At 73.0% G+C, this 20,878-nt stretch carries 19 protein-coding genes and 1 pseudogene; 3 read left to right on the forward strand and 17 right to left on the reverse strand.

The window, feature by feature from the left end; translation table 11 throughout:
- Positions 1–218 precede the first annotated feature (218 nt).
- Both ACFYXS_RS11375 and ACFYXS_RS11380 read right to left on the reverse strand, forming a co-directional pair.
- Positions 219–2,450 (reverse strand): MMPL family transporter, encoded by a 2,232-nt coding sequence (locus ACFYXS_RS11375; RefSeq protein ID WP_389246886.1) that lies wholly within the window; start codon positions 2,448–2,450, stop codon positions 219–221.
- Positions 2,451–2,772: 322 nt separating this feature from the next.
- On the reverse strand, positions 2,773–3,984 hold the full coding sequence (locus ACFYXS_RS11380) for a pyridoxal phosphate-dependent aminotransferase (protein WP_389246408.1): 1,212 nt from the start codon (positions 3,982–3,984) through the stop codon (positions 2,773–2,775).
- A 106-nt stretch (positions 3,985–4,090) separates the two neighbouring features.
- On the opposite strand from ACFYXS_RS11380, the gene ACFYXS_RS11385 reads away from it, so the two are divergent.
- The 3 genes from ACFYXS_RS11385 to ACFYXS_RS11395 are packed head-to-tail and all read left to right on the forward strand — an operon-like array spanning position 4,091 to position 7,051.
- Complete coding sequence (locus ACFYXS_RS11385; protein ID WP_389246888.1) at positions 4,091–4,726, forward strand: winged helix-turn-helix transcriptional regulator; 636 nt, start codon at positions 4,091–4,093, stop codon at positions 4,724–4,726.
- A 4-nt stretch (positions 4,727–4,730) separates the two neighbouring features.
- The gene (locus ACFYXS_RS11390) at positions 4,731–5,519 is read left to right on the forward strand and encodes a class I SAM-dependent methyltransferase (protein WP_389246411.1); all 789 of its coding nucleotides are present in this window, start codon (positions 4,731–4,733) and stop codon (positions 5,517–5,519) included.
- Positions 5,520–5,575: 56 nt separating this feature from the next.
- Entirely contained in the window at positions 5,576–7,051 is a 1,476-nt protein-coding gene (locus ACFYXS_RS11395; RefSeq protein ID WP_389246413.1) for a glycosyltransferase family 39 protein, read from the forward strand.
- 337 nt (positions 7,052–7,388) lie between these two features.
- Here ACFYXS_RS11395 and ACFYXS_RS11400 read toward each other — a convergent pair.
- From ACFYXS_RS11400 to ACFYXS_RS11470, 15 genes and pseudogenes are all read right to left on the reverse strand, one after another.
- Positions 7,389–7,637 (reverse strand): annotated as a pseudogene (locus tag ACFYXS_RS11400) (DUF6882 domain-containing protein); the annotation flags it as partial.
- 59 nt (positions 7,638–7,696) lie between these two features.
- Positions 7,697–8,488 (reverse strand): sirohydrochlorin chelatase, encoded by a 792-nt coding sequence (locus tag ACFYXS_RS11405; RefSeq protein WP_389246415.1) that lies wholly within the window; start codon positions 8,486–8,488, stop codon positions 7,697–7,699.
- A 4-nt stretch (positions 8,489–8,492) separates the two neighbouring features.
- Complete coding sequence (locus ACFYXS_RS11410; RefSeq protein ID WP_389246417.1) at positions 8,493–9,404, reverse strand: ABC transporter permease; 912 nt, start codon at positions 9,402–9,404, stop codon at positions 8,493–8,495.
- Positions 9,391–10,185, reverse strand: coding sequence for an ABC transporter ATP-binding protein (locus ACFYXS_RS11415; protein WP_389246419.1), 795 nt, complete (start codon positions 10,183–10,185; stop codon positions 9,391–9,393). Before ACFYXS_RS11415 ends, ACFYXS_RS11410 begins: the two co-directional genes overlap by 14 nt.
- Before the next feature lie 37 nt (positions 10,186–10,222).
- The gene (locus ACFYXS_RS11420; protein WP_389246421.1) at positions 10,223–11,362 is read right to left on the reverse strand and encodes an aliphatic sulfonate ABC transporter substrate-binding protein; all 1,140 of its coding nucleotides are present in this window, start codon (positions 11,360–11,362) and stop codon (positions 10,223–10,225) included.
- A gap of 233 nt (positions 11,363–11,595) precedes the next feature.
- Complete coding sequence (locus tag ACFYXS_RS11425; RefSeq protein ID WP_389246423.1) at positions 11,596–12,945, reverse strand: sulfate adenylyltransferase subunit 1; 1,350 nt, start codon at positions 12,943–12,945, stop codon at positions 11,596–11,598.
- A 2-nt stretch (positions 12,946–12,947) separates the two neighbouring features.
- Complete coding sequence (gene cysD, locus ACFYXS_RS11430; protein ID WP_389246425.1) at positions 12,948–13,883, reverse strand: sulfate adenylyltransferase subunit CysD; 936 nt, start codon at positions 13,881–13,883, stop codon at positions 12,948–12,950.
- Positions 13,884–13,998: 115 nt separating this feature from the next.
- A complete protein-coding gene (gene cysC / locus ACFYXS_RS11435; RefSeq protein ID WP_389246890.1) occupies positions 13,999–14,544 on the reverse strand; it encodes an adenylyl-sulfate kinase in 546 nt (181 codons plus the stop codon).
- A 35-nt stretch (positions 14,545–14,579) separates the two neighbouring features.
- On the reverse strand, positions 14,580–15,287 hold the full coding sequence (locus ACFYXS_RS11440) for a phosphoadenylyl-sulfate reductase (protein ID WP_389246427.1): 708 nt from the start codon (positions 15,285–15,287) through the stop codon (positions 14,580–14,582).
- Positions 15,284–15,463 (reverse strand): hypothetical protein, encoded by a 180-nt coding sequence (locus tag ACFYXS_RS11445; protein WP_389246429.1) that lies wholly within the window; start codon positions 15,461–15,463, stop codon positions 15,284–15,286. The genes ACFYXS_RS11440 and ACFYXS_RS11445 overlap by 4 nt, the downstream gene beginning before the upstream one ends.
- On the reverse strand, positions 15,460–17,154 hold the full coding sequence (locus ACFYXS_RS11450) for a nitrite/sulfite reductase (protein ID WP_389246431.1): 1,695 nt from the start codon (positions 17,152–17,154) through the stop codon (positions 15,460–15,462). The genes ACFYXS_RS11445 and ACFYXS_RS11450 overlap by 4 nt, the downstream gene beginning before the upstream one ends.
- 178 nt (positions 17,155–17,332) lie before the next feature.
- Positions 17,333–17,416, reverse strand: coding sequence for a putative leader peptide (locus ACFYXS_RS11455; RefSeq protein WP_384281964.1), 84 nt, complete (start codon positions 17,414–17,416; stop codon positions 17,333–17,335).
- Positions 17,417–17,530: 114 nt separating this feature from the next.
- Positions 17,531–18,568: a carbohydrate kinase family protein gene (locus ACFYXS_RS11460; RefSeq protein WP_389246433.1), complete on the reverse strand. Its 1,038-nt coding sequence runs from the start codon at positions 18,566–18,568 to the stop codon at positions 17,531–17,533.
- A 62-nt stretch (positions 18,569–18,630) separates the two neighbouring features.
- Positions 18,631–19,215 (reverse strand): GNAT family N-acetyltransferase, encoded by a 585-nt coding sequence (locus ACFYXS_RS11465; protein WP_389246436.1) that lies wholly within the window; start codon positions 19,213–19,215, stop codon positions 18,631–18,633.
- A gap of 330 nt (positions 19,216–19,545) precedes the next feature.
- On the reverse strand, positions 19,546–20,841 hold the full coding sequence (locus ACFYXS_RS11470; RefSeq protein ID WP_389246438.1) for a GAF domain-containing protein: 1,296 nt from the start codon (positions 20,839–20,841) through the stop codon (positions 19,546–19,548).
- Between the last annotated feature and the right edge of the window lie 37 nt (positions 20,842–20,878).

Consider the following 20,878-nt stretch of genomic DNA (forward strand, 5'->3'; position numbering starts at 1 on the left):
GCCTGGCCGGCCAGGCCGTCCGCCGAGGGATCCGTCAGAACGACGCGTGTCCCGTGCTCGAAGAGTACCCAGCACGTGCGGGGTCGTCGAGGAGCCGTCGCCAGGTGTCGATCCGTGCCTGAGTGTCCACGGCGCCATGATGGCGCGGGGCACCGACAGCCGGCCCGGCTCCCGCGATGCGGGGGCCGGGCCGGGGGGTCGTGCCGTGGGCGGAGGGATCAGCGGCCCACGCCCGTGGGTTCGGCCGGGGCCGGCACGGCGTCCGGGCGGACCGGCGTCGGGGCGATCGCCGTCTCGTCGTGGGTCAGGTCGGGCAGCCACCGGAGCCACGTCGGGAAGTACCAGTTGCGCTCGCCGAGCAGCGCCATCACCGCGGGGAGCAGGATTCCGCGGATGACGGTGGCGTCGATCAGCACCGCGGCGGCGAGGCCCACGCCCATCTGCTTCATGCTCTGCATGGACAGCGTTCCGAAGATCGCGAACACCGCGACCATGATGAGCGCCGCACTGGTCACCACTCCCGCCGTGGTGGTGATCCCGTGACGGATCGCGCCCTGGGTGCTCAGACCCCGCATGCGGGCCTCGCGGATCCGGGAGACCACGAACACGTGGTAGTCCATGCTCAGCCCGAAGAGGATCACGAACAGGAACAGCGGCAGCCAGGCCACGATCGCGCCGACGCCCTCGGCACCCACCAGGCTCGCGCCCCAGCCGTGCTGGAAGACCACGGTGAGGATGCCGTACGCGGCGCCCACCGAGAGCAGGTTGAGCACGATCGAGGTCAGGGCGATGGTCAGCGACCGGAAGGAGAGCAGCATCAGGAGGAAGGCGAAGGCGACGACGAAGGCGAACACCGGGGGCACGGCGTCCCCGATCTTGTCGGTGAAGTCCATCGACGCGGCCGTCGACCCGGCCATCGGCGCGGTGACGCCGGCGACCTTGCCGAGGGTGTCGGGGCGCACCTGGTCCCGCAGGATCCGCAGTGAGGCCTCCGCCTTGTTCTCGTCCGTGCCGCCGGTCAGCGGCACCTCGAGGACGGCGACATTCGCCTTCGGGTGCGTCTCGGTCTCGATCGGGCCGGGGCTGGCGCCCTTGGTCACCGCCTCGTGGGAGAAGGCGTCGATGGCCCGGCGCACCTCGGGTGCCGAGATGTCGGAGGCCTTGACGACGACCTGCGCCGGCTCAGGGCCGCCGGGGAAGGCCGCACTGATCTCCTCGTAGGCGCGGACGACCGGCAGCTTGTCGCCCAGCTCCTGGCTGAGTGTCAGGTTGGCGGTGTTCAGGCCGACCGCCGGCAGTGCGAGAGCGATCAGCGCTCCGCCGGCGACCGCGGCGGACACGGCGGGGCGGCGCAGGACACCGCCGAGCACGGTGCCCCAGAAGCGGGACTCGCCGCTGCGGGTCCGGCCGCGCCGGCGCAGGAAGGGCACCCGGCCCTTCTCGACCCGCTCGCCCAGCAGGGACAGCAGCGCCGGGAGCACGGTGACCGACCCGAACATCGCGACGGCCACCACCATCATCGTGGCCAGGCCCATGGCCTTGAAGTCGCCGATGCCGGTGAACAGAAGGCCCGCCATCGCCACGATCACGGTCACGCCGGAGACCAGGATCGCCCGTCCACTGGTCGCGGCCGCGATGCGCAGCGCGGTCTGCTGGTCGTGCCCGGCCTCCCGCTCCTCGCGTTCACGGCGCAGGTAGAACAGGCAGTAGTCGACGCCGACGGCCAGACCGACCAGCAGCATCACGGAGTTGGCGGTGTCGCTCATGTGCACCGTGTGGCTCACGACCGCGACCAGGCCGGATGTCGCCAGGAAGGCCGTCATGGCGAGCGCGACCGGCAGCAGCGCGGCCACCAGGGCGCCGAAGGCGATCAGCAGGATGCCGAGCGCGACCGGAAGGGCCGAGTACTCGGCCCGCTGGAAGTCGCTGCCGAAGGCCTCGTCGAACACCTTCTGGGAGCTGGCCTCGCCGAACTGCTCGACGGCGAAGCCGGTGTGCCGGTCCTGGACGCCCTGTACGGCGTCGATTACCGGCTGCACACGGTCGGGCGCGGTGTCCGGGTCGCCGCGCATGTCGAACTTCACCAGGGCCGAACGGCCGTCCTCGGAGACGGCCTTGATGTCGTACGGCGACTGCACCGAGGTGACCTCGCCGGTGCCCTTCACCGCGCTGATGACGTCGTCGACGGTGGAGCGGAAGGCCGGGTCGGTCGCCTTGACCGTGCCCGAACCCGAGCCCGCCCCCCGGACGAGCACCATCTCGCCCGCCGGACCGTTGCTCAGCCCGGCGTCGTCCAGGATCCGTACGGCCTGGCCGAACTCGCCGGGCACTTCCTCGCTGTCGGTCACGTCGACGCGGCCGGCCATGGAACCGATGGCCAGCGCGAGGACGACGAAGAGCAGCCAGCCGCCCACCGCCGTCCACCGGTGCCGGGCGCTCCAGCCGCCCATGGCGGCGGCGATGCCTTGCTTGCCGTGTGCCGTACCCGCGGTACGGGCGCGGCCGTGTGCGCTTGCCACGGTGTCGAAACCCCCTCGGAGCCGGGCGGTGGCACCTCACCACCGCCTCGGCAACGACGCTATGGGCCCCGCGGCCGGCGCCCCATCCGGCTGACTGGTGACTCCGCGGCGGGTTTCTCCTCCCCACGACGTGGGGAAAACCCCCGCCCCGGACGTCGGTGGCCCCTACACGCGCCCCCTGCCCATGGGCGATCCGGCATGTCGCGGTGGTGGGGTCAGCCCCCGGACGTCCGTGCGTCGCCGGGGGGCCGGGTCACTGGCGGTAGCCCGCGAGGAAGCGGCCGATGCGGCTGATGGCCGCGTCCAGGTCGTCGGCCCGGGGGAGGGTGAGGATGCGGAAGTGGTCCGGGCGCGGCCAGCTGAAGCCGGTGCCCTGGACCACCTGGATCTTCTCGCGCAGCAGCAGGTCCAGCACGAACTTCTCGTCGTCGTGGATGCGGTGCACCTTCGGGTCCAGGCGCGGGAAGGCGTAGAGGGCGCCCTTGGGCTTCACGCAGGAGACGCCGGGGATCTCGTTGAGCTTCTCCCACGCCTTGTCGCGCTGTTCGTGCAGCCGGCCACCGGGCAGCACCAGGTCCTTGATGCTCTGGCGTCCACCGAGGGCGGCCTGGATCGCCTGCTGGGCGGGGACGTTGGGGCACAGCCGCATGGAGGCCAGCATCGTCAGGCCCTCCAGATAGCTCTTGGCGTGCTGCCGCGGTCCGGTGACGACCAGCCAGCCGGAACGGAAGCCGGCGACGCGGTAGGCCTTGGACAGCCCGCTGAAGGTCAGGCACAGCACGTCGGGGGCGAGCAGCGCGGCCGTGTGGTGCACGGCGTCGTCGTAGAGGATCTTGTCGTAGACCTCGTCGGCGAAGACGACCAGGTGGTGGCGGCGGGCCAGGTCGAGCATGCCCTCCAGCAGCTCGCGCGGGTACACCGCGCCCGTGGGGTTGTTGGGGTTGATGATCACCAGGGCCCGGGTGCGGCTGGTGATCTTCGAGGCGATGTCGTCGAGGTCGGGGAACCAGTCGGCGGACTCGTCGCAGATGTAGTGCACGGCCTTGCCGCCCGCCAGGTTGGTCACGGCCGTCCACAGCGGGAAGTCGGGGGCCGGGATCAGCACCTCGTCGCCGTCGTCGACCAGGGCCTGCACGGCCATCTGCACCAGTTCGGAGACTCCGTTGCCCAGGAAGACGTCGTCCACGCCCACGTCGGCGAGGCCGCGTTCCTGGTAGTGCTGGGCGACCGCGCGGCGGGCCGAGAGGATGCCGCGCGAGTCGCTGTAGCCGTGCGAGGACGGGAGGGTGCGGATGATGTCCTGGAGCAGTTCCTCGGGGGCCTCGAAGCCGAACAGCGCCGGATTGCCGGTGTTGAGCCGCAGGACGCTGTGCCCGGCCTCCTCCAGTGCGTTGGCGTGCTCGATGACCGGACCGCGGATCTCGTAGCAGACCTCGGCCAGCTTGCTCGACTGCTTGTACTCCATGCGACGGCCTCCCGGTCCGGTCCCGCGCCCTGCTGCACAGGCACAGGCTACTGCTTGGTTTTACCAAGTACGAGCTTGGAAAGTCCAACTCTTTGTCTACACTGGGATCATGCCGCGCCGAAGTTACGACCAGTACTGCGCCGTCGCCCGTGCCCTCGACACGGTCGGCGAGCGCTGGACGCTCCTGATCGTCCGTGAGCTGCTGGCGGGCCCCCGCCGGTACACCGATCTCCACGCCGACCTGCCCGGCGTCAGCACCGATGTGCTCGCCTCCCGGCTGAAGGAGATGGAGCGCGACCGACTGGTCACCCGCCGCCGCCTGCCGCCCCCCGGCGCCGCGTACGTCTACGAACTCACCCCCCGCGGCCGGGACCTGCTGACCGTGCTCGGCGCGCTCGCCGCCTGGGGCACCGCGGACCTGGGCGAGCCCCGCCCCACCGACGCCGTCCGCGCGCACTGGGCCGCCGTCCCCCTGATGCGGCGGCTGGCCGCTGTGCCCGGACTGCCCGGCGGCGTGGTCGAGGTCCGCCTCGACGAGGGCGCCTTCCACATCGAACTGGGCGGCACGGCCCCGTCGTACGCGGACGGCCCCGCCAAGAGCCCCGACGCGGTCCTCGCCCTGCCGGCCGGTGCCCGCGCCCTCCCCGACGCGCTGGGGGACGGCGTCGCCGAGGTGACCGGGGAGGGGCCCCTCGCCGACGCCCTGCGGGGGGCCGGAGCCCGAAGCGGCGGGATACGGTGACCGCATGGGACGTCAGCGCGTGGAACTCGGCCGTGTCCAGGAGACCCTGCTCATCCCGCTGCACGCCCGCGCGGTCGAGACGGCCAGGAGGCGGCCGCTGACCCGCGACCCCAAGGCCGTGGAGCTGGTGGAGGCCCTGGACTACGACTTCTCCCGTATCGGGGGCGGCCCGAAGCTCCTCGGGGCGGTGCTGCGCGGCGTCATCCTCGACGCCTGGGTGCGCGAGTTCCTCGACGCCCATCCCGCGGGGACGGTCGTCGAACTCGGCGCCGGCCTCGGCACCCGGTACGAGCGGCTGGACAACTCCACCGCGACCTGGGTCGACATCGACCTGCCCGACGTCATCGCGCTCCGCCGCCACCTGCTGGAGGAGAGTGGGCGGCGGCGCATGGTGGCAGGCTCCGTCACCGAGCCCGGCTGGACCGCCGCCGTGGAGGCCGCCCCGGGCCCGTACCTCTTCGTCTCCGAAGCCGTGCTCGTCTACCTCACCGAGGCGGAGGTCCGGACGGCGATCGGCCTGATCGCTGGGCATTTCCCCGGGTCCACCCTGCTCATGGACACCGTCTCCGCCGCCGTCGCCGGCCGCGAGCGCGCCGTCAACGTGGCCTGGAGCTGCGACGACCCGCGCGAACTCGCCGACTGGGGACTGCGGTTGCGTGACTCGCGGGCCCTGTGGGAGCTGCCGCCCGAGGCCCGCGCCCGCCTCACCCCGGGGCGCCGGGTGCTGACCGGGGTCCTCAATCGCCTCTCGGCAAAGGGCGGTTCACGCTTCAGCCGGTTCGACGTCGGCTGACCCCGGCCCATGGATCCCGGCGCGGCACGCCGGTACCGTCGTCCCGGGGGTGGGGAATGACATTGACGATCGAGCGGCCCGCGGTGGTGGCCTTCGCCACGCGACCGGTCGCGGTGGTGGCCCTGGCGCTGGCGGCGGTCCTGACCGCGCTGTCGGGACGGTACGGCTTCCACCGTGACGAGTTGTACTTCCTGGTCGCCGGCGACCACCCCGCCTGGGGGTACGTGGACCAGCCGCCGCTGACCCCGCTCGCCGCGCGGCTGTCCACCGCCGTCTTCGGCGACAGCCCGGCCGGCCTGCGCGTGGTGGCGACCGTGGCGTGCGCGGCGATCGTCGCCCTGGCCGCCGCCGTCTGCCGCGAACTGGGCGGGAGCCGCCGGGCGCAGGTGCTCGCCGCGGTCTTCACGGCCGTGTCCGGATTCGTCCTCGCCGTCGGCCACATGGTCTCCACGGCCACCCTTGACGTGCTCGCCTGGCTCGCCGTCTGCTGGTTCGTCCTGCGGCTGCTGCGCACCGGGGACGGCCGCTGGTGGCTGGGCGTCGGCGCCGCTGTCGGCGTCGGCCTGGAGAACAAGTACCTGGTGGCGCTGCTGGTCCTCGCCCTTCTCGGCGGACTCCTGCTCACGGGGCAGCGCCGGGTGCTGCGCGGCTGGTGGCCGGTCGCGGGCGCCGCGCTCGCGCTCGCGCTGGTCCTGCCCAACCTGTGGTGGCAGGCCCGGCACGGCTGGCCGCAGTTCACCGTCGCGGGCGGCATCAGCGCTGACGACGGCGTCGAGAACCGCCTGCTGTTCGTGCCGGAGCAACTCCTCTACCTGTCGCCGGTGTTCGTCCCGGTCTGGATCGCCGGCGGCCTGCGGCTGTGGCGCGACCCGGAACTGCGCTGGGCCCGCGCCTTCGCCCCGGCCTACCTGATCCTGTGCGTCCTGGTGCTCGCGAGCGGCGGCAAGCCGTACTACGCGCTCCCGCTGCTCGTCGTCCTGCTCGCCGCGGGTTGCGAGCGCTACGCCGCCAGACCCCGCGACACGATCGTCCCGGTCGCGCTGACGGTCGTACTGACCGCCCTGCTGTCGCTGCCCGTGCTGCCGCCGGGCGCGGTCTCCGTCGTGAACGCCGTCAACGCCGAGCAGGGCGAGCAGATCGGCTGGCCCCGCCTGGCCGACGCCACCGCCGAGGCGTGGGCCCGCATACCGGAGGCCGACCGCGGACGCGCGGTCCTCCTCGCCCAGAACTACGGCGAGGCCGGCGCCCTCGCCCACTACGGCCCCTCCCGCGGTCTGCCCGCGCCCTACTCCGGCCACATGAGCTTCTACGACTGGGGCCCACCCCCCGACTCCGCCGACGGTCCCGTCCTGCTGGTCCGCCAGCGGGAGGCCGACGGCATCGAGGCCCACTTCACCGGCTGCCGCCAGGTCGGCACCGTCGACAACGGCCACGGCCTCGACAACGAGGAACAACAGGCGGCCATCGTCCTCTGCACGGGCCCCGCCGCCCCCTGGTCGACCCTCTGGCCGTCGCTCCGGCACTTCTACTAGGCCGTTGCGGCGGGTCCGCCGCGGAGCCCGTTGGCCTTCCGACGTGGGTGCCGACCTCGACCCGGTGCCGCTGCTGGGTGACGCACGCGACGTGTTCCGCGGACAGTGGGCGGACCGGCTGTGGCTGAACGTGCCGGGACCGTTCTACGGTGCCGGCACCGACAACTGCGCAACCGGCCGCATACACGCCCCGGGGCTCGTGCTCTCCGAGGGCGAGCACTTCACCGAGTACGTCTACCGGCGGCCCCGGACGAGGCGGGACGTCCGGCAACTGGTCGACGCCGCCGAGGCGGCTTCCTTCGCGGGCTACGGATGTGACGGCGGCCTCCTCGGCGAGGGCGACCACCGGGGTGCCGCGCAGACCCGGGTCGGCCCAGCCGCACACCCAGGACCGCTCGTGCTCGTCGTAGGTGCCCGGCACGGCGACCCGCGACTCCCGGTCCCCCTGCCGGCAGACGCAGGAGGGCAGGTCCGCCGTCCACGGTCCTTCGGGCAGGAAGGCGCCCAGGATCCCGAGTTGTTCGGCACCCCACGCGGCGTGCCGCTCGGCCTCGTCGAGGAACGCTTCGCCGAACTGCGCCGTCATGGGCCGGGACTCCACGCGGCGGACCCGCGCGGCGAGCCACCGGGGCGGGACGCCGTGCCTCAGGCCAGCGCCAGCGACAGGCGGGGCAGCAGGGCCTCGTCGAAGCGGCGCAGCAGGAGCCGCGCCATCTCCGGGGCGTCGCCCAGGACGTCGGCCAGGACGTTCGCGCCCGCCTCCCGTGCACCGCGCGCGATGCGGTCGGGGAGGAAGCCGGGAGCGACGACGTAGGGGGCGACCGCGATGTGGCGCACGCCCTCGGCGCGCAGCGCGTGCACCGCGTCGGCGGTGGTGGGCAAGGACCCGGAGACCGTCGCGGCGAAGGCGGGACGCACGGCGTGCCAGTCGGTGCGCCGCCATTCCCGCGCGATGCGCGCGATCACCGCGATCGCCTCCGGGTCCGAGGAGCCCGCCGAGGCCAGCACGATCCCGGTCCTGCCGCGGTCCCCACGGCCGCCGGCGTCGGCGGAGGCGAGCCCGGCCTCGGCGAGCCGCCGCTCCAGGGCGTCGACGAGCAGTGGCGAGGGCCCGAGCACCCCGGCTTGGTGCACCCGCAGCCGCGGGTACCGGGCGGTCGCCTCGCGCAGCGCGGCCGGGATGTCGGCCTTGGCGTGGAAGGCGCGGGTCAGCAGCAGTGGCAGCGCCACCACGTCGCGCACGCCGTCCGCGGCGAGGCGGTCCAGGACCCGCGGCACGCCCGGCGCGCAGTGGTCGAGGAAGGCGGTCTCGACGCGCAGGCCCGGACGGGCCGCGCGGACCCGTCCGGTGAGCGCGTGGACGGTCGCGGCGTGCCGCGGGTCGCGGCTGCCGTGGGCGATGACGAGCAGGACGGGGGCTGCCGGGGACGGGATCATCGCGTCACCCCCGCGCGAACAGGCCGCGGCTGCGCAGCACCGACCGTTCCAGCGGGGCGAACACGAGCAGTTCGATGCCGATGCCCACGATGAGGATGAGCAGGATCGCGGCCAGGACGGTGGGCATGTCGGACAGCTCCCGGCCCTGTTCGAGCAACTGGCCGAGGCCGATGCCGAGATCGGGCGAGGTGGCGATGAGCTCGGCGGCCATCAGGGAGCGCCAGGAGAAGGCCCAGCCCTGCTTCAGGCCGGCGAGGTAGCCGGGCAGGGCCGCGGGCAGCAGGACGTGCCGTACGGAGTGCAGGCCGCCGGCGCCCATCGTCCGCCCCGCCCGCAGGAACAGCGGCGGGATCTGGTCGACGCCCGCGACCAGGCCGTTGGCGATCGAGGGCACCGCGCCGAGCAGCACCACGCAGTAGATGGTGGCGTCGGTCAGCCCGAACCAGATGATGGCCGCGGGCACCCAGGCCACCGACGGCAGTGACTGGAGCCCGGACAGGATCGGCCCGATCGCCGCGCGCACGGGCCTGACCCGCGCCACGAGCAGGCCGAGCGGCGTGCCGATGACGACGGAGGCGAGGAAGCCCAGGGCGCCGCGCGACAGGCTCGTCCACACGTAGCCGAGCAGGGTGCCGTCCAGCCACTTGTCCCGCAGGGCGCGGCCGACGTCCGCCGGGCTGGGCAGCTGGTAGTGCGGCTTGACCTCGAAGTGGTAGGCGAGCTGCCAGACCACGAGCACGAGGACCACGGCCAGCAGGGGCGGCAGGGCCTTCTCGCGCAGCAGGCGGCCGAGCGGGACCCGGGGCTCGGAGGGCGTCTCGAGCGCGTCGAGTCCCGCCCCGAGGCCGGCCAGGTCCGCCGCGGACCGAGCGGGACCGGCGGGACCGCCTTCTGCCTTGGTCTCAGTGCTGGCCATGACGGCGAATCTCCCCACGCAGGTGCTCAGTGATCTCGACGGACAGTTCGGCGACGGCGGCGTCCTCGATGCGCCGCGGCTGCGGGATGTCGATCCGCCACTCGCGGGCGATCCGTCCGGGCCGCGACGACATCAGCACGACGCGCTGCGCGAGCCGCACCGCCTCCCGCACGTTGTGGGTCACGAACAGCACGGACAGCGAGGTCTCCGTCCAGATGCGGGTGAGCTCCTCGTGCAGGACGTCCCGGGTGATGGCGTCGAGTGCCGCGAACGGCTCGTCCATCAGCAGCAGTTGGCTGTCCTGCGCCAGTGCGCGGGCGAGCGCGACGCGCTGCCGCATGCCGCCGGACAGTTCGTGCACCCGCTTGCCGTGGGCGCCCTTGAGGCGGACCAGCTCCAGCAGCCGCTCGGCCTCCGGGCGCCGTTCGGCGCGCGGCACCCCGCGCATGCGCAGGGCGAGTTCGATGTTCTTGCCCGCGGTCAGCCACGGGAACAGCGCGTGCTCCTGGAACATCAGGGCCGGGCGCCCGCCGGGGGTGTCGATGCCCCCGGCGGACGGCAGGTCGAGCCCGGCGACCAGGTTGAGCAGGGTGGACTTTCCGCAGCCCGAGGCCCCCAGGAGGCAGACGAACTCACCGGGCGCGACATCGATGCTGATGTCGTCCAGCACCTGCGCCTGCGCGCCGGGGCGGCCGAAGGACTTCGAGACATGCGCGAGCCGGGCGGCGTAGGACGCCGCCTCGTCCGTCACGGCGGGCTGGGTGCTGAGTGCGGTGGCCATGGAACGTCACCTCCTGGGGGCTGGGCGTGCGGACGGGTCAGCTGCCGAGACCGGCGTTGCCGAACTCGGTCTTTCCTTCGGCGGTGAGGATCTTGTTGAGGATCGTGAGGTCGTAGATGCCCTTCAGGTCGGGCTTCTCCAGCAGGCCGGCGGTGACGGCGTGGTCGGCCTCGGTCTGCAGCGTCGACGCCAGCGGGTCGTCGGTGACCTGGATGCTCTTCCACGCCGGGTCGATGACGTCGTCGGGCAGCGGCTTGCCGGACAGCTTCTCCAGCTGGGCGTTGGCGTCGGCCTCGGCCTTGTCCGGGTTCGCGGTGATCCACGCGTTGGTCTTCACCGAGCCGCGCAGCACGGCCTCCACGACGTCCGGGTGCTCGGTGAGGAACTTCTGGGAGACGATCACGTTCGTGATGACGAACTTGCCGTCCTTCCACAGGCTGCTCTCGTCCAGCAGCACCTTGGCGCCCTCGGCGACCAGCTTGGACGCGGTGGGCTCGGGGACCCAGGCGCCGTCGATGGAACCGGACTTGTAGGCGTCCGGGGTGATCTTGTTGTCCGTGCGGACGACGGAGACATCACCCTTGCCGCTGGTCGCGTCGACCTTCCAGCCCTGCTCGGATATCCAGTTGAGCAGCGCCACGTCCTGGGTGTTGCCGAGCTGCGGGGTGGCGATCCGCTTGCCCTTGACGTCCTTCAGGCTCTTGATCTTCTCGGGATTGACGACCAGCTTCACGCCGCCGGAGGCCGAGCCGGAGATGATCTTCAGGCTCTTGCCGCCCGACTTGGTCCAGCCGTTGACGGCGGGGGAGGGGCCGATCCAGCCGATGTCGATGGAACCGGCGTTGAGGGCCTCGATCTCGGCGGGGCCGGCGTTGAACACCGACTCCTTGATCGTGGTGCCGGAGCCGAGCTCCTGGGCGAAGAAGCCCTCCTTGAGGCCCACCAGCGGTGTGGCGTGCGTGAGGTTCGCGAAGTAGCCGATCTTCACCGCGGATGCGGACAGCTTCTTGCTGGTGCCGCTGCTGGCGCCGCTGCTCGCGGCCGCGTTGGTGGTGTCGTCCTTCTTGTCGGAGCCGTAGCCGCAGGCGGCCAGGGCCAGCAGCGGCGCAAGGGCGGCGCCGGCGACGATGCGGCGGCGGGTGGCCGTTCTCGGGGCGGTGGTGCGATCGGCAGTCACGGGAGGTGGTCCTCTCGAAGGCCCCGGGTCGCGCTCTCTAGGGCGCGCCGGAGTGGTGGCTGTCTGGTTCTCGGTGGTGCCGTGCCGCGTGCGCGGCCGTGGTGCGGTGCCCGGGGGACGTCAGCGCGCACATCGCGTCACACCGCCGGTGCCGCTGCCCAGACAGCCGCTGCCGACGCGGCCGCCCTCCTTGGCGAACCCGGAGAAGGCGTCGAAGCCACTCAGGCCTGTCATCAGAAGTCCCACCCCTCGTCACCGGCCGCGGTGCCCGCGGCCGTGGCGCTGCGGGCCGCGAAGGCCTCGCCCGCCATGCCGGCGGTCAGCGTGGTGCCGTCCGCCGGGTCGATCAGCAGGAAGGAGCCGGTGAGCCGGGAGTCCGCGTAGGCGTCCAGCGGCAGCGGCTCGGAGGTGCGCAGTACCACCGTGCCGATGTCGTTGACACCCAACTCGCCGGGCTCGTCCCGGTGTTCCAGACCGTGCGTCAGGTCGATCTTGTAGGGCAGCCGCTTGACGACCGCCTTCACCGTGCGCGTGGTGTGCTTCAGCAGCACGCGGGCGCCGACGGTCAGCGGACGCTCGTGCAAATGGCACACGGTCGCCTCGACGTCCTGCGTGGTCGCAGGGACGGCCGCGCTCGGCGCGATCAGGTCGCCGCGGGAGATGTCCAGGTCGTCGCCGAGCAGCAGCGTCACCGACTGCGGCGCCCATGCCACGCCGACCGCCGTGCCCAGCGCGTCGATGCCGGTGATCGTGCTGGTCAGGCCGGACGGCAGCACCGTGACATGGTCGCCGACGCGCAGCACGCCGGACGAGATCTGCCCGGCGTAGCCGCGGTAGTCGGGGTGCTCGGCGGTCTGCGGGCGGATGACGTACTGGACCGGGAAGCGCGCCGGGTGCGCGGACGGGTCGGTGCCGACCGCGACGGTCTCCAGGTGCTCCAGCACCGTCGGGCCGCCGTACCAGTCCATGGCGGCCGAGGCGGTCACCACGTTGTCCCCGGTCAGCGCCGAGATCGGGATGGCGGTGACCTCCGGCACGCCGATCGAGGCGGCGTACCCGGTGAACTCCTCGGCGATGGCCGCGAAGACCGGCTCCGACCAGTCCACCAGGTCCATCTTGTTGACCGCCAGCACGACGTGCGGGACGCGCAGCAGGGCCGCGACCGCCGCGTGCCGGCGGGTCTGCTCGACCACGCCGTTGCGCGCGTCCACCAGGATCACGGTCAGCTCGGCGGTCGAGGCGCCGGTGACCATGTTGCGGGTGTACTGCACGTGCCCGGGGGTGTCGGCCAGGATGAACCGGCGCCGGGGCGTGGCGAAGTAGCGGTACGCCACGTCGATCGTGATGCCCTGCTCACGCTCGGCCCGCAGACCGTCGGTCAGCAGCGCCAGGTCGGGCGCGTCCTGGCCGCGGCGGGCGGAGGCGAGCTCCACGGCCTCCAACTGGTCGGCGAGGACCGACTTGGAGTCGTGCAGCAGCCGCCCGACGAGGGTGGACTTGCCGTCGTCCACGGAGCCCGCGGTGGCGAAACGCAGCAGGGCGGTGGCCGCGAGGTGCTCGGCGGCGGTGATGCCGGCGGTCATGGTTAGAAGTACCCCTCGCGCTTGCGGTCTTCCATCGCGGCCTCGGAGAGCTTGTCGTCGGCCCGGGTGGCCCCGCGCTCGGTGAGCCGGGAGGCGGCGATCTCGGTGATCACCGCGTCGATGGTGGCGGCGTCGGAGTCCACCGCGCCGGTGCAGGACATGTCGCCCACCGTGCGATAGCGGATCAGCCGCGTCTCGACGGTCTCGCCGTCCTTGGGCCCGCCCCAGTCGCCCGCGGTCAGCCACATGCCCGCGCGGCGGAACACCTCGCGCTCGTGGGCGTAGTAGATCTGCGGCAGCTCGATGCCCTCGCGGGCGATGTACTGCCAGACGTCCAGCTCGGTCCAGTTGGACAGCGGGAAGACCCGCACGTGCTCGCCGGGGGCGTGCCGGCCGTTGTACAGCTGCCACAGCTCGGGGCGCTGGCGGCGCGGGTCCCACTGCGAGAACTCGTCGCGCAGCGAGAAGACGCGCTCCTTGGCGCGGGCCTTCTCCTCGTCCCGGCGGCCGCCGCCGAAGACCGCGTCGAAGCGGTGCTCCTGGATGGCCTCGGTCAACGGCACGGTCTGCAGCGGGTTGCGGGTGCCGTCGGGGCGCTCGCGCAGCCGCCCGTCGTCGATGTAGTCCTGCACGGACGCGACGTGCAGCCGCAGCCCGTGCCGGGCGACCGTGCGGTCGCGGTACTCCAGCACCTCGGGGAAGTTGTGCCCGGTGTCGACGTGCAGCAGCGAGAAGGGCACCGAGGCGGGGGCGAACGCCTTCAGCGCCAGATGCAGCATGACGATGGAGTCCTTGCCGCCCGAGAAGAGGATCACCGGACGCTCGAACTCCCCCGCCACCTCACGGAAGATGTGCACCGCCTCCGACTCCAGCGCGTCCAGGTGCGACAGCGCGAAGGGGTTCTCGGTGCTCTCGTCGATCGCGACGACGGTCGTCACGCTGCGTCCCCCTTGTGAGCTTCTCCGCCCGCGCGGCGAACGCGCGGGTCGTGGGTCGACTGCGGCCGCGTGGCCGCGCGCACTCCCCCAGCTACCGCTGGGCGGTACCCCCACCTCACGAGAGCCCCCTCTCCACCAGCAGCGCCGTCAAGAGCGCCGCCGAGTCGTCCACGGTGTGGTGCTGGGTCTCGATGCGCAGGTCCGGGGTCGCGGGTGCCTCGTACGGGTCGTCGACACCGGTCAGGCCCGATATCTCGCCCGCGGCCTGACGGGCGTACAGGCCCTTCACGTCCCGCGCCGAGCAGACGTCCAGCGGCGTGGCCACGTGCACCTCCAGGTACGCGGTGCCCCGGGCGTCGTGCCGCTTGCGGACCGCCTCGCGGCTGTCGGCGTACGGCGCGATGACCGGGACCAGGACCTTGACGCCGTGCGAGGCCAGGAGTTCGGCGACGAAGCCGATGCGCTGCACATTGGTGTGCCGGTCCTCGCGGCTGAAGCCGAGCCCCGCGGAGAGGAACTCGCGGATCTCGTCGCCGTCGAGCACCTCCACCCGGTGCCCGTCGCCGCGCAGCCGGTCCGCCAACGCGCGGGCGATCGTGGTCTTGCCCGCGCTCGGCAGGCCCGTGAGCCACACCGTGGCCCCTGCGTCCGTGACGCCCATCCGCCCCTCCCGGTAGGTCCGTTCCGTCGTCGTCATCAGCCGTGCAGCCCGCACTCGGTCTTGCCGCGGCCCGCCCAGCGGCCGGCCCGCGCGTCCTCGCCCTCCAGCACCCGCCGGGTGCAGGGGGCGCAGCCGACCGAGGCGTAGCCGTCCATGAGCAGCGGATTGGTGAGCACGCCCTGCTCGCTGACATAGGCGTCCACGTCGGCCTGCGTCCAGCGCGCGATGGGGGAGACCTTGACCTTCGCGCGGCGGGCATCCCAGCCGACGACGGGGGTGTTGGCCCGGGTCGGGGACTCGTCGCGGCGCAGTCCGGTCGCCCAGGCGTCGTACGCCGTCAGGCCCTCCTCCAGCGGGTTGACCTTCCGCAGCGCGCAGCACAGGTCGGGGTCGCGGTCGTGCAGCCGCGGCCCGTACTCGGCGTCCTGCTCGGCGACGGTCCGGCGCGGTGTCAGGGTGATGACGTTGACGTCCATCACGGCGGCGACGGCGTCGCGGGTGCCGATGGTCTCCGGGAAGTGGTAGCCGGTGTCCAGGAAGACCACGTCGACACCGGGCGCCACGCGGGAGGCCAGGTGGGCCACGACGGCGTCCTCCATGGAGGAGGTCACGCAGAAGCGCGGCCCGAAGGAGTCGACGGCCCAGCGCAGGATGTCCGCGGCCGGGGCGTCCTCCAGGTCGCGCCCCGCACGCTCGGCCAGGAGCTGGAACTCGTCCGCGGAGTGCTGCTGCGCGGTGGTCACGAACTGCCTCCTTCGGGGGGTCCGGTCTGCAGGCCGCGGGCCAGCAGACCCAGGAACTTGAGCTGGAAGGCGCGGTTGCAGGCGCGGCACTCCCAGGCGCCGTGGCCCTGCTCCGCCGGGTGCAGGTCCTCGTCGCCGCAGTACGGGCAGTAGAACGGTGCGGCACGCTCGCTCACGACAGCTCCTCCTCCGACGCGCGCGTGACCCACTGGGCGAACCGCTCGCCGTCCGTGCGCCCGGCCTGGAAGCGCCTCAGGACCCGCTCCACGTAGTCGGGCAGCTCGTCCGAGGTCACCTTCAGGCCGCGGACCTTGCGGCCGAAACCGGCCTCCAGGCCCAGCGCGCCGCCCAGGTGCACCTGGAAGCCTTCGACCTGGTTGCCGTCGTCGTCGAGGACCAGCTGGCCCTTCAGGCCGATGTCGGCGACCTGGATGCGGGCGCACGCGTTGGGGCAGCCGTTGACGTTGATGGTGATCGGTTCCTCGAACTCCGGCAGCCTGCGCTCCAGTTCGTCGATGAGGGAGGCGCCGCGCGCCTTGGTCTCGACGATGGCCAGCTTGCAGAACTCGATGCCGGTGCACGCCATCGTGCCGCGCCGGAAGGTGGAGGGCCTCACCTGGAGATCGAGCGCCTCCAGACCCGCGACGAGGGAGTCGACGCGGTCCTGCTCGACGTCGAGCACGATCATCTTCTGCTCGACGGTGGTCCGCAGCCGGCCCGAGCCGTGTGCCTCCGCCAGTTCCGCGATCTTGCTGAGCGTGGTGCCGTCCACCCGGCCGACGCGGGGCGCGAAGCCGACGTAGAAGCGGCCGTCCTGCTGCCGGTGCACCCCGACGTGGTCGCGCCACTGCTGGACTGGCTGGTCGGGGGCGGGGCCGTCGACCAGCTTGCGCAGCAGGTACTCGTCCTCCAGCACCTGGCGGAACTTCTCCGCGCCCCAGTCGGCGACCAGGAACTTCAGCCGGGCCCGGGTGCGCAGCCGCCGGTAGCCGTAGTCGCGGAAGATCGAGAGGACGCCCTCGAAGACGTCGGGGACCTCCTCCAGTGGCACCCACGCGCCCAGCCGGACACCGATCTTGGGGTTGGTGGACAGACCGCCGCCGACCCACACGTCGAAGCCGGGGCCGCGCTCGGGGTGGCGGACGCCGACGAAGGCGACGTCGTTGATCTCGTGGGCCACGTCCAGCAGCGGGGAGCCGGAGATCGCCGACTTGAACTTGCGGGGGAGGTTGGAGAACTCCTTGTTGCCGATGATCCGGCGGTGGGCCTCGTCCACGGACCAGGTGCCGTCGACGATCTCGTCCTCGGCGATGCCGGCCACCGGCGAGCCGAGGATGACGCGCGGGGTGTCGCCGCACGCCTCGGTGGTGGACAGCCCGACGCCCTCCAGCCGGCGCCAGATCTCCGGCACGTCCTCGATGCGGATCCAGTGCAGCTGGATGTTCTGCCGGTCGGTGATGTCGGCGGTGCCGCGGGCGAACTCCTGGGAGACCTCGCCGATCACGCGCAGCTGCTGGGTGGTGAGCCGGCCGCCGTCGATCCGGACCCGCAGCATGAAGTACTTGTCGTCCAGCTCCTCCGGCTCCAGGATCGCGGTCTTGCCGCCGTCGATTCCGGGCTTGCGCTGGGTGTACAGCCCCCACCAGCGCATACGGCCGCGCAGGTCGGCCCCGTCGATCGAGTCGAAACCGCGGTACTGGTAGATCGTCTCAATGCGCGTCCGCACATTGAGACCGTCGTCGTCGCGCTTGAACTGCTCGTTGGCGTTGAGCGGCGTCATGTGGCCGACCGCCCACTGGCCCTCGCCGCGGTGACGGCTCACCTTGCGGCGTGCGGCGGCGCCCTGCTGGTCGGGGGTGGAAGCCATGGCGATGCAGTCCTTACGGCAGGCTGAGGAGGTTCGGCAGGAGGGGATCGTACGGCGAAGGACCCCTGCGGCCTGCGGAAACACATCGCGCATTGCGGCGTTCCGGGTTGCGGGGGTCGGTGCGCGTCCGCGACGTCGGGGACGGCGGGGTCAGTCCGGGGCGTGACGGCGTGCGGGCTCAGTACGCCCGACAGATGGCGCTGGACATACGTCCGAGGTCGACGTGCAGTCGACCTACCAAGGCGATTCCAGTGCGAGACATGTCGAAAGCGTGTCACGCGGGTCTCGGGCCAGTCCACCGTTATCCGCTATGTGGACCCGATCATCCCACATCCTGATACGGATGCGGTGTCCGGGGCGGGACGGACCGGACAGATCACCGCACCCTGCTCGGATGCCGCAGGAAATCACCCGTGATCGCCCGGAACCCGTCGTGTCCTCGGGTCCCGACGTGCCGCAGCTTGTGGGCCGCCAGCGCGGTGCCGAGCCGCACCCCCGCGCCCAGCAGCGCCCGGTCGGCGGCGAGGGCCGCGAGCACCCCGGCCGCGAAGACGTCCCCGGCCCCCGTCGCGTCCTCGATCTCGCCGTCCGGGAGCGGACGGTGGGCGTAGCGCTCCACCGAACCCGGCCGGCGCACTTCCACCCGGTCCGGGTACTTCACCACCGCCGTGCCGCGCAGTCCGGGCAGCAGCGGTACCAGATCGGTGAACTCGCGCCCGTTGAGCAGCAGGTAGTCGCTCGCCGCGGCCATTGCCAGTACGTCGTCGCTCGGCGCGGTGGACCACGCGTGGCCCGGGTCGAAGGTGACGATCGTGCGCGGCGACCGCTCCCGGACCGCCGTCAGCAGCCCGCGCAGCGCCGCACCTCCGTCGGGGTCCAGGAAGGACGTCACGTGCACCACACGGGCCCGCGCCAGAGTGCCCGCGATCTCGTCGAAGTGCCGCCGCACATGCCCGGCGATGCCCGTGTTGGCGCCGGTGTGGGTGAGCAGCGTGCGCTCCCCCTCGTCGTACACCGACAGGCAGATGCCGCACAGCCGCTCGGGGTCCGGCAGCACCAGGGAGCGGTCGATGCCGAGCCCGTCGAGGAGGGCGAGCGGATCGACCGCGTCCAGCGGGCTGCGGCCGGCGACGCTCACGTACCCCAGCCGCAGCCCACGGCCGAGCCGTGCGAGGGCGTGCAGCGCGTTGAAGGCCGAGCCGCCGAGCTCGGGCGTGAGCGGCACCCCTTCGGTGCGCAGGCACTCCAGGGCGGCGCGGACGGCGGGTTCCTCCACCAGCCGCTCGGAACCGCTCTCGAGCGGCGGACGCAGCCCCATGTGCGCGTCGAGCCGGGCCAGCACCGGGCTGCCGCCCACGGCCGACGCCCCCGTGATCAGGTCCAGATTGAGCGCCCCGACCCCGACGACGTCCATGCCCTCCCCTTCCACGGCGTTCTCGCTCCGCCGGCCGCCCGGCCCGCGCGGTGCGGCCGCCGTCAGGCCCCGGGCCAGGGACCGTCGATCGGCCTCTTCTCCTCTTCCCCCGTCTCGGTACGGAAGATGCGGAAGCCGCGCTTCTCGTAGTTGGCCAGCGCGTGCGGGCCGTCCAGGCTGCAGGTGTGCACCCACACCCGCTTGGTCGGCGTCCGGTCCGGCCACCGTTCGGCCAGGTCCCAGGCCCGTGCGATGCCGAACGACAGCAACTGCGCACCGATCCGGCGTCCCCGGAAGGCGGGCAGCAGCCCGAAGTACGCGATCTCGACCTGGGCCTCGTCCTGCGCGTCCAGCTCGATGTAGCCGGCGGGCGTGCCCTGGTCCCAGGCGACCCAGGTCTCCACGCCGGGGCGGTCCAGACAGGCGCGCCACTGCGCGTACGTCCAGGGCAGCCGGTCGGTCCACGCGCAGTCCGCGCCGACCGAGGTGTAGAGGAAGCGGCTGAACTCCGGGGACGGCACCTCCGCCCGGACGATCCTGATTCCGGCGGTCGCGGGATCGGGCTCCATGGCCGGCGCCGACGGCCGCAGATCGGCCGGTGAGGTCTGTTCCAGCGACCAGGTGGTCACGGTGACGGTGTTGCTCATGGGCCCCAGCCAACCACGCCGGCGGCCACCGGGGCGGGGTGCCCCGCGGTCCGCGTGACCGCGGGCGGAGCGGTACCTCCCCGAGCGCGCCTGAGGAGGCGGCAGGCGCAGCCGGCGCCCGGGATGCCGGGGCACCCCTCGGCGGGGCGTGGGTGCGCCGGGGCGGGGTGGGACGCTTGTCCGGGCGGTCGGGCGGTCGGGCGGTCGGGCGGTCGGGCGGTCGGGCGGTCGGGCGGCACAGGCTCTGCGGACCGCTGGGGCCGCCCGGGGGTGCGGGTCGTGCGTGTACGGGGGGCCGGGGCGTCGCGGGGTGGGTCGGTCGCCCCGCGGTCACGCGGAACGCGCCCCGCGGACCGCCGGGGCCGCCGAGTGCGGCAGCAGGTCGGCGGGGTGCGCCGGGCGCAGGAGTTCGACCTCGACACCGTCGGCGAAACGGTACGGCCGGTGGTCGAGGACGCCGGAGAGCGTACGGCGCAGCCGGGACATCTCGGCGCGGACGGTGACCGTGCGGGTGGGGTCGCCGAACAGGTCGCCCGCCAGTTCGGCGGCACTGCGCCCGGCCCGGTGCAGGGCGAGGACGAACAGCAGCTCGGCATGGCGCGGGCTGAGCTCCTGCGACCAGCCGCCCGCGCCGCCGGAGACCGTGATGCTCCAGGTGCGCGGGCGGCTCACGTCCAGCACCACCCGGCCCGCCGGGGTCCGGTCCTCCGCCTCGTCGCGGACCCGCACCAGCCAGCCGCCGGGCAGCGGTTCCAGCGTGCACAGGCCGAGCGAGGGCACCCAGGTGGGCCCGGCGCCCGGCGCGGCGGGCAGGGTGACCCGCTCGACCGCCGGCATGCCGGTGACGGCAGCGGTCCAGCCGTTGGGGTCCACGACCGCGGCCCGGCCGGACATCCGGGCCAGCAGCGGGGCCGCGACCGAGCGCAGCCGGTCGACCGCCGCCCAGTGCCGGGAGCGCAGTTCGCCCTCGGCGACCTTGGTCACCGCCGTGACCAGCGACAGCATCGCCGGGTGCACGGTGGCCGCCGGTCCGCTGACGTCGACCGCGCCGAGCAGCCGTCCGTCACGCGGGTCGTGCAGCGGCGCCGCCGCGCAGGTCCACTGGTGCAGCTCCCGCACGAAGTGCTCGGCCTGGTGCACCTGCACCGGGCGCCCGGCCACCAGGGCGGTGCCGATCGCGTTGGTGCCCACCGTGTCCTCGGCCCACGAGGCGCCCTCGGCGAAGCCCAGCCGGTCCGCGCTCTTGCGGACGGCGACGCTGCCGTCGCGCCACAGCACCCGGCCCTCGGGATCGGTGACGACCATGATGTGCCGGGCCTCGTCGGCCACCGAGACCAGCCCGTCGCGCAGCGCGGGCATCACCGCGACCAGCGGGGTGAGGCGCCGGCGCTGCTCGATCTCGTCCGCCGTCAGCATCGCGTTGTGGCTGCCGTTGTCGGGGTCGACGCCGAGGTCCAGGGCACGCCGCCAGGAGTCCTGGATGATCTGCCGGGGGACCGTGGCGGCGGCCTTCCCGCCACCGCCCAGGGCGGCCTCCCGCATCCCGCCCAGCATCCGCGCCGACCGGCGCGTCTCCTGGGCCGACTGTGCCGACAACGACCGGGAGTCGAACGGAACCTGGCTCATGGTGCTCCCCGCGTGCGTGTGCGCTGGTCTGCGCTGT

The sequence above is a fragment of the Streptomyces sp. NPDC002574 genome (assembly GCF_042889545.1).
Taxonomy (GTDB): domain Bacteria; phylum Actinomycetota; class Actinomycetes; order Streptomycetales; family Streptomycetaceae; genus Actinacidiphila.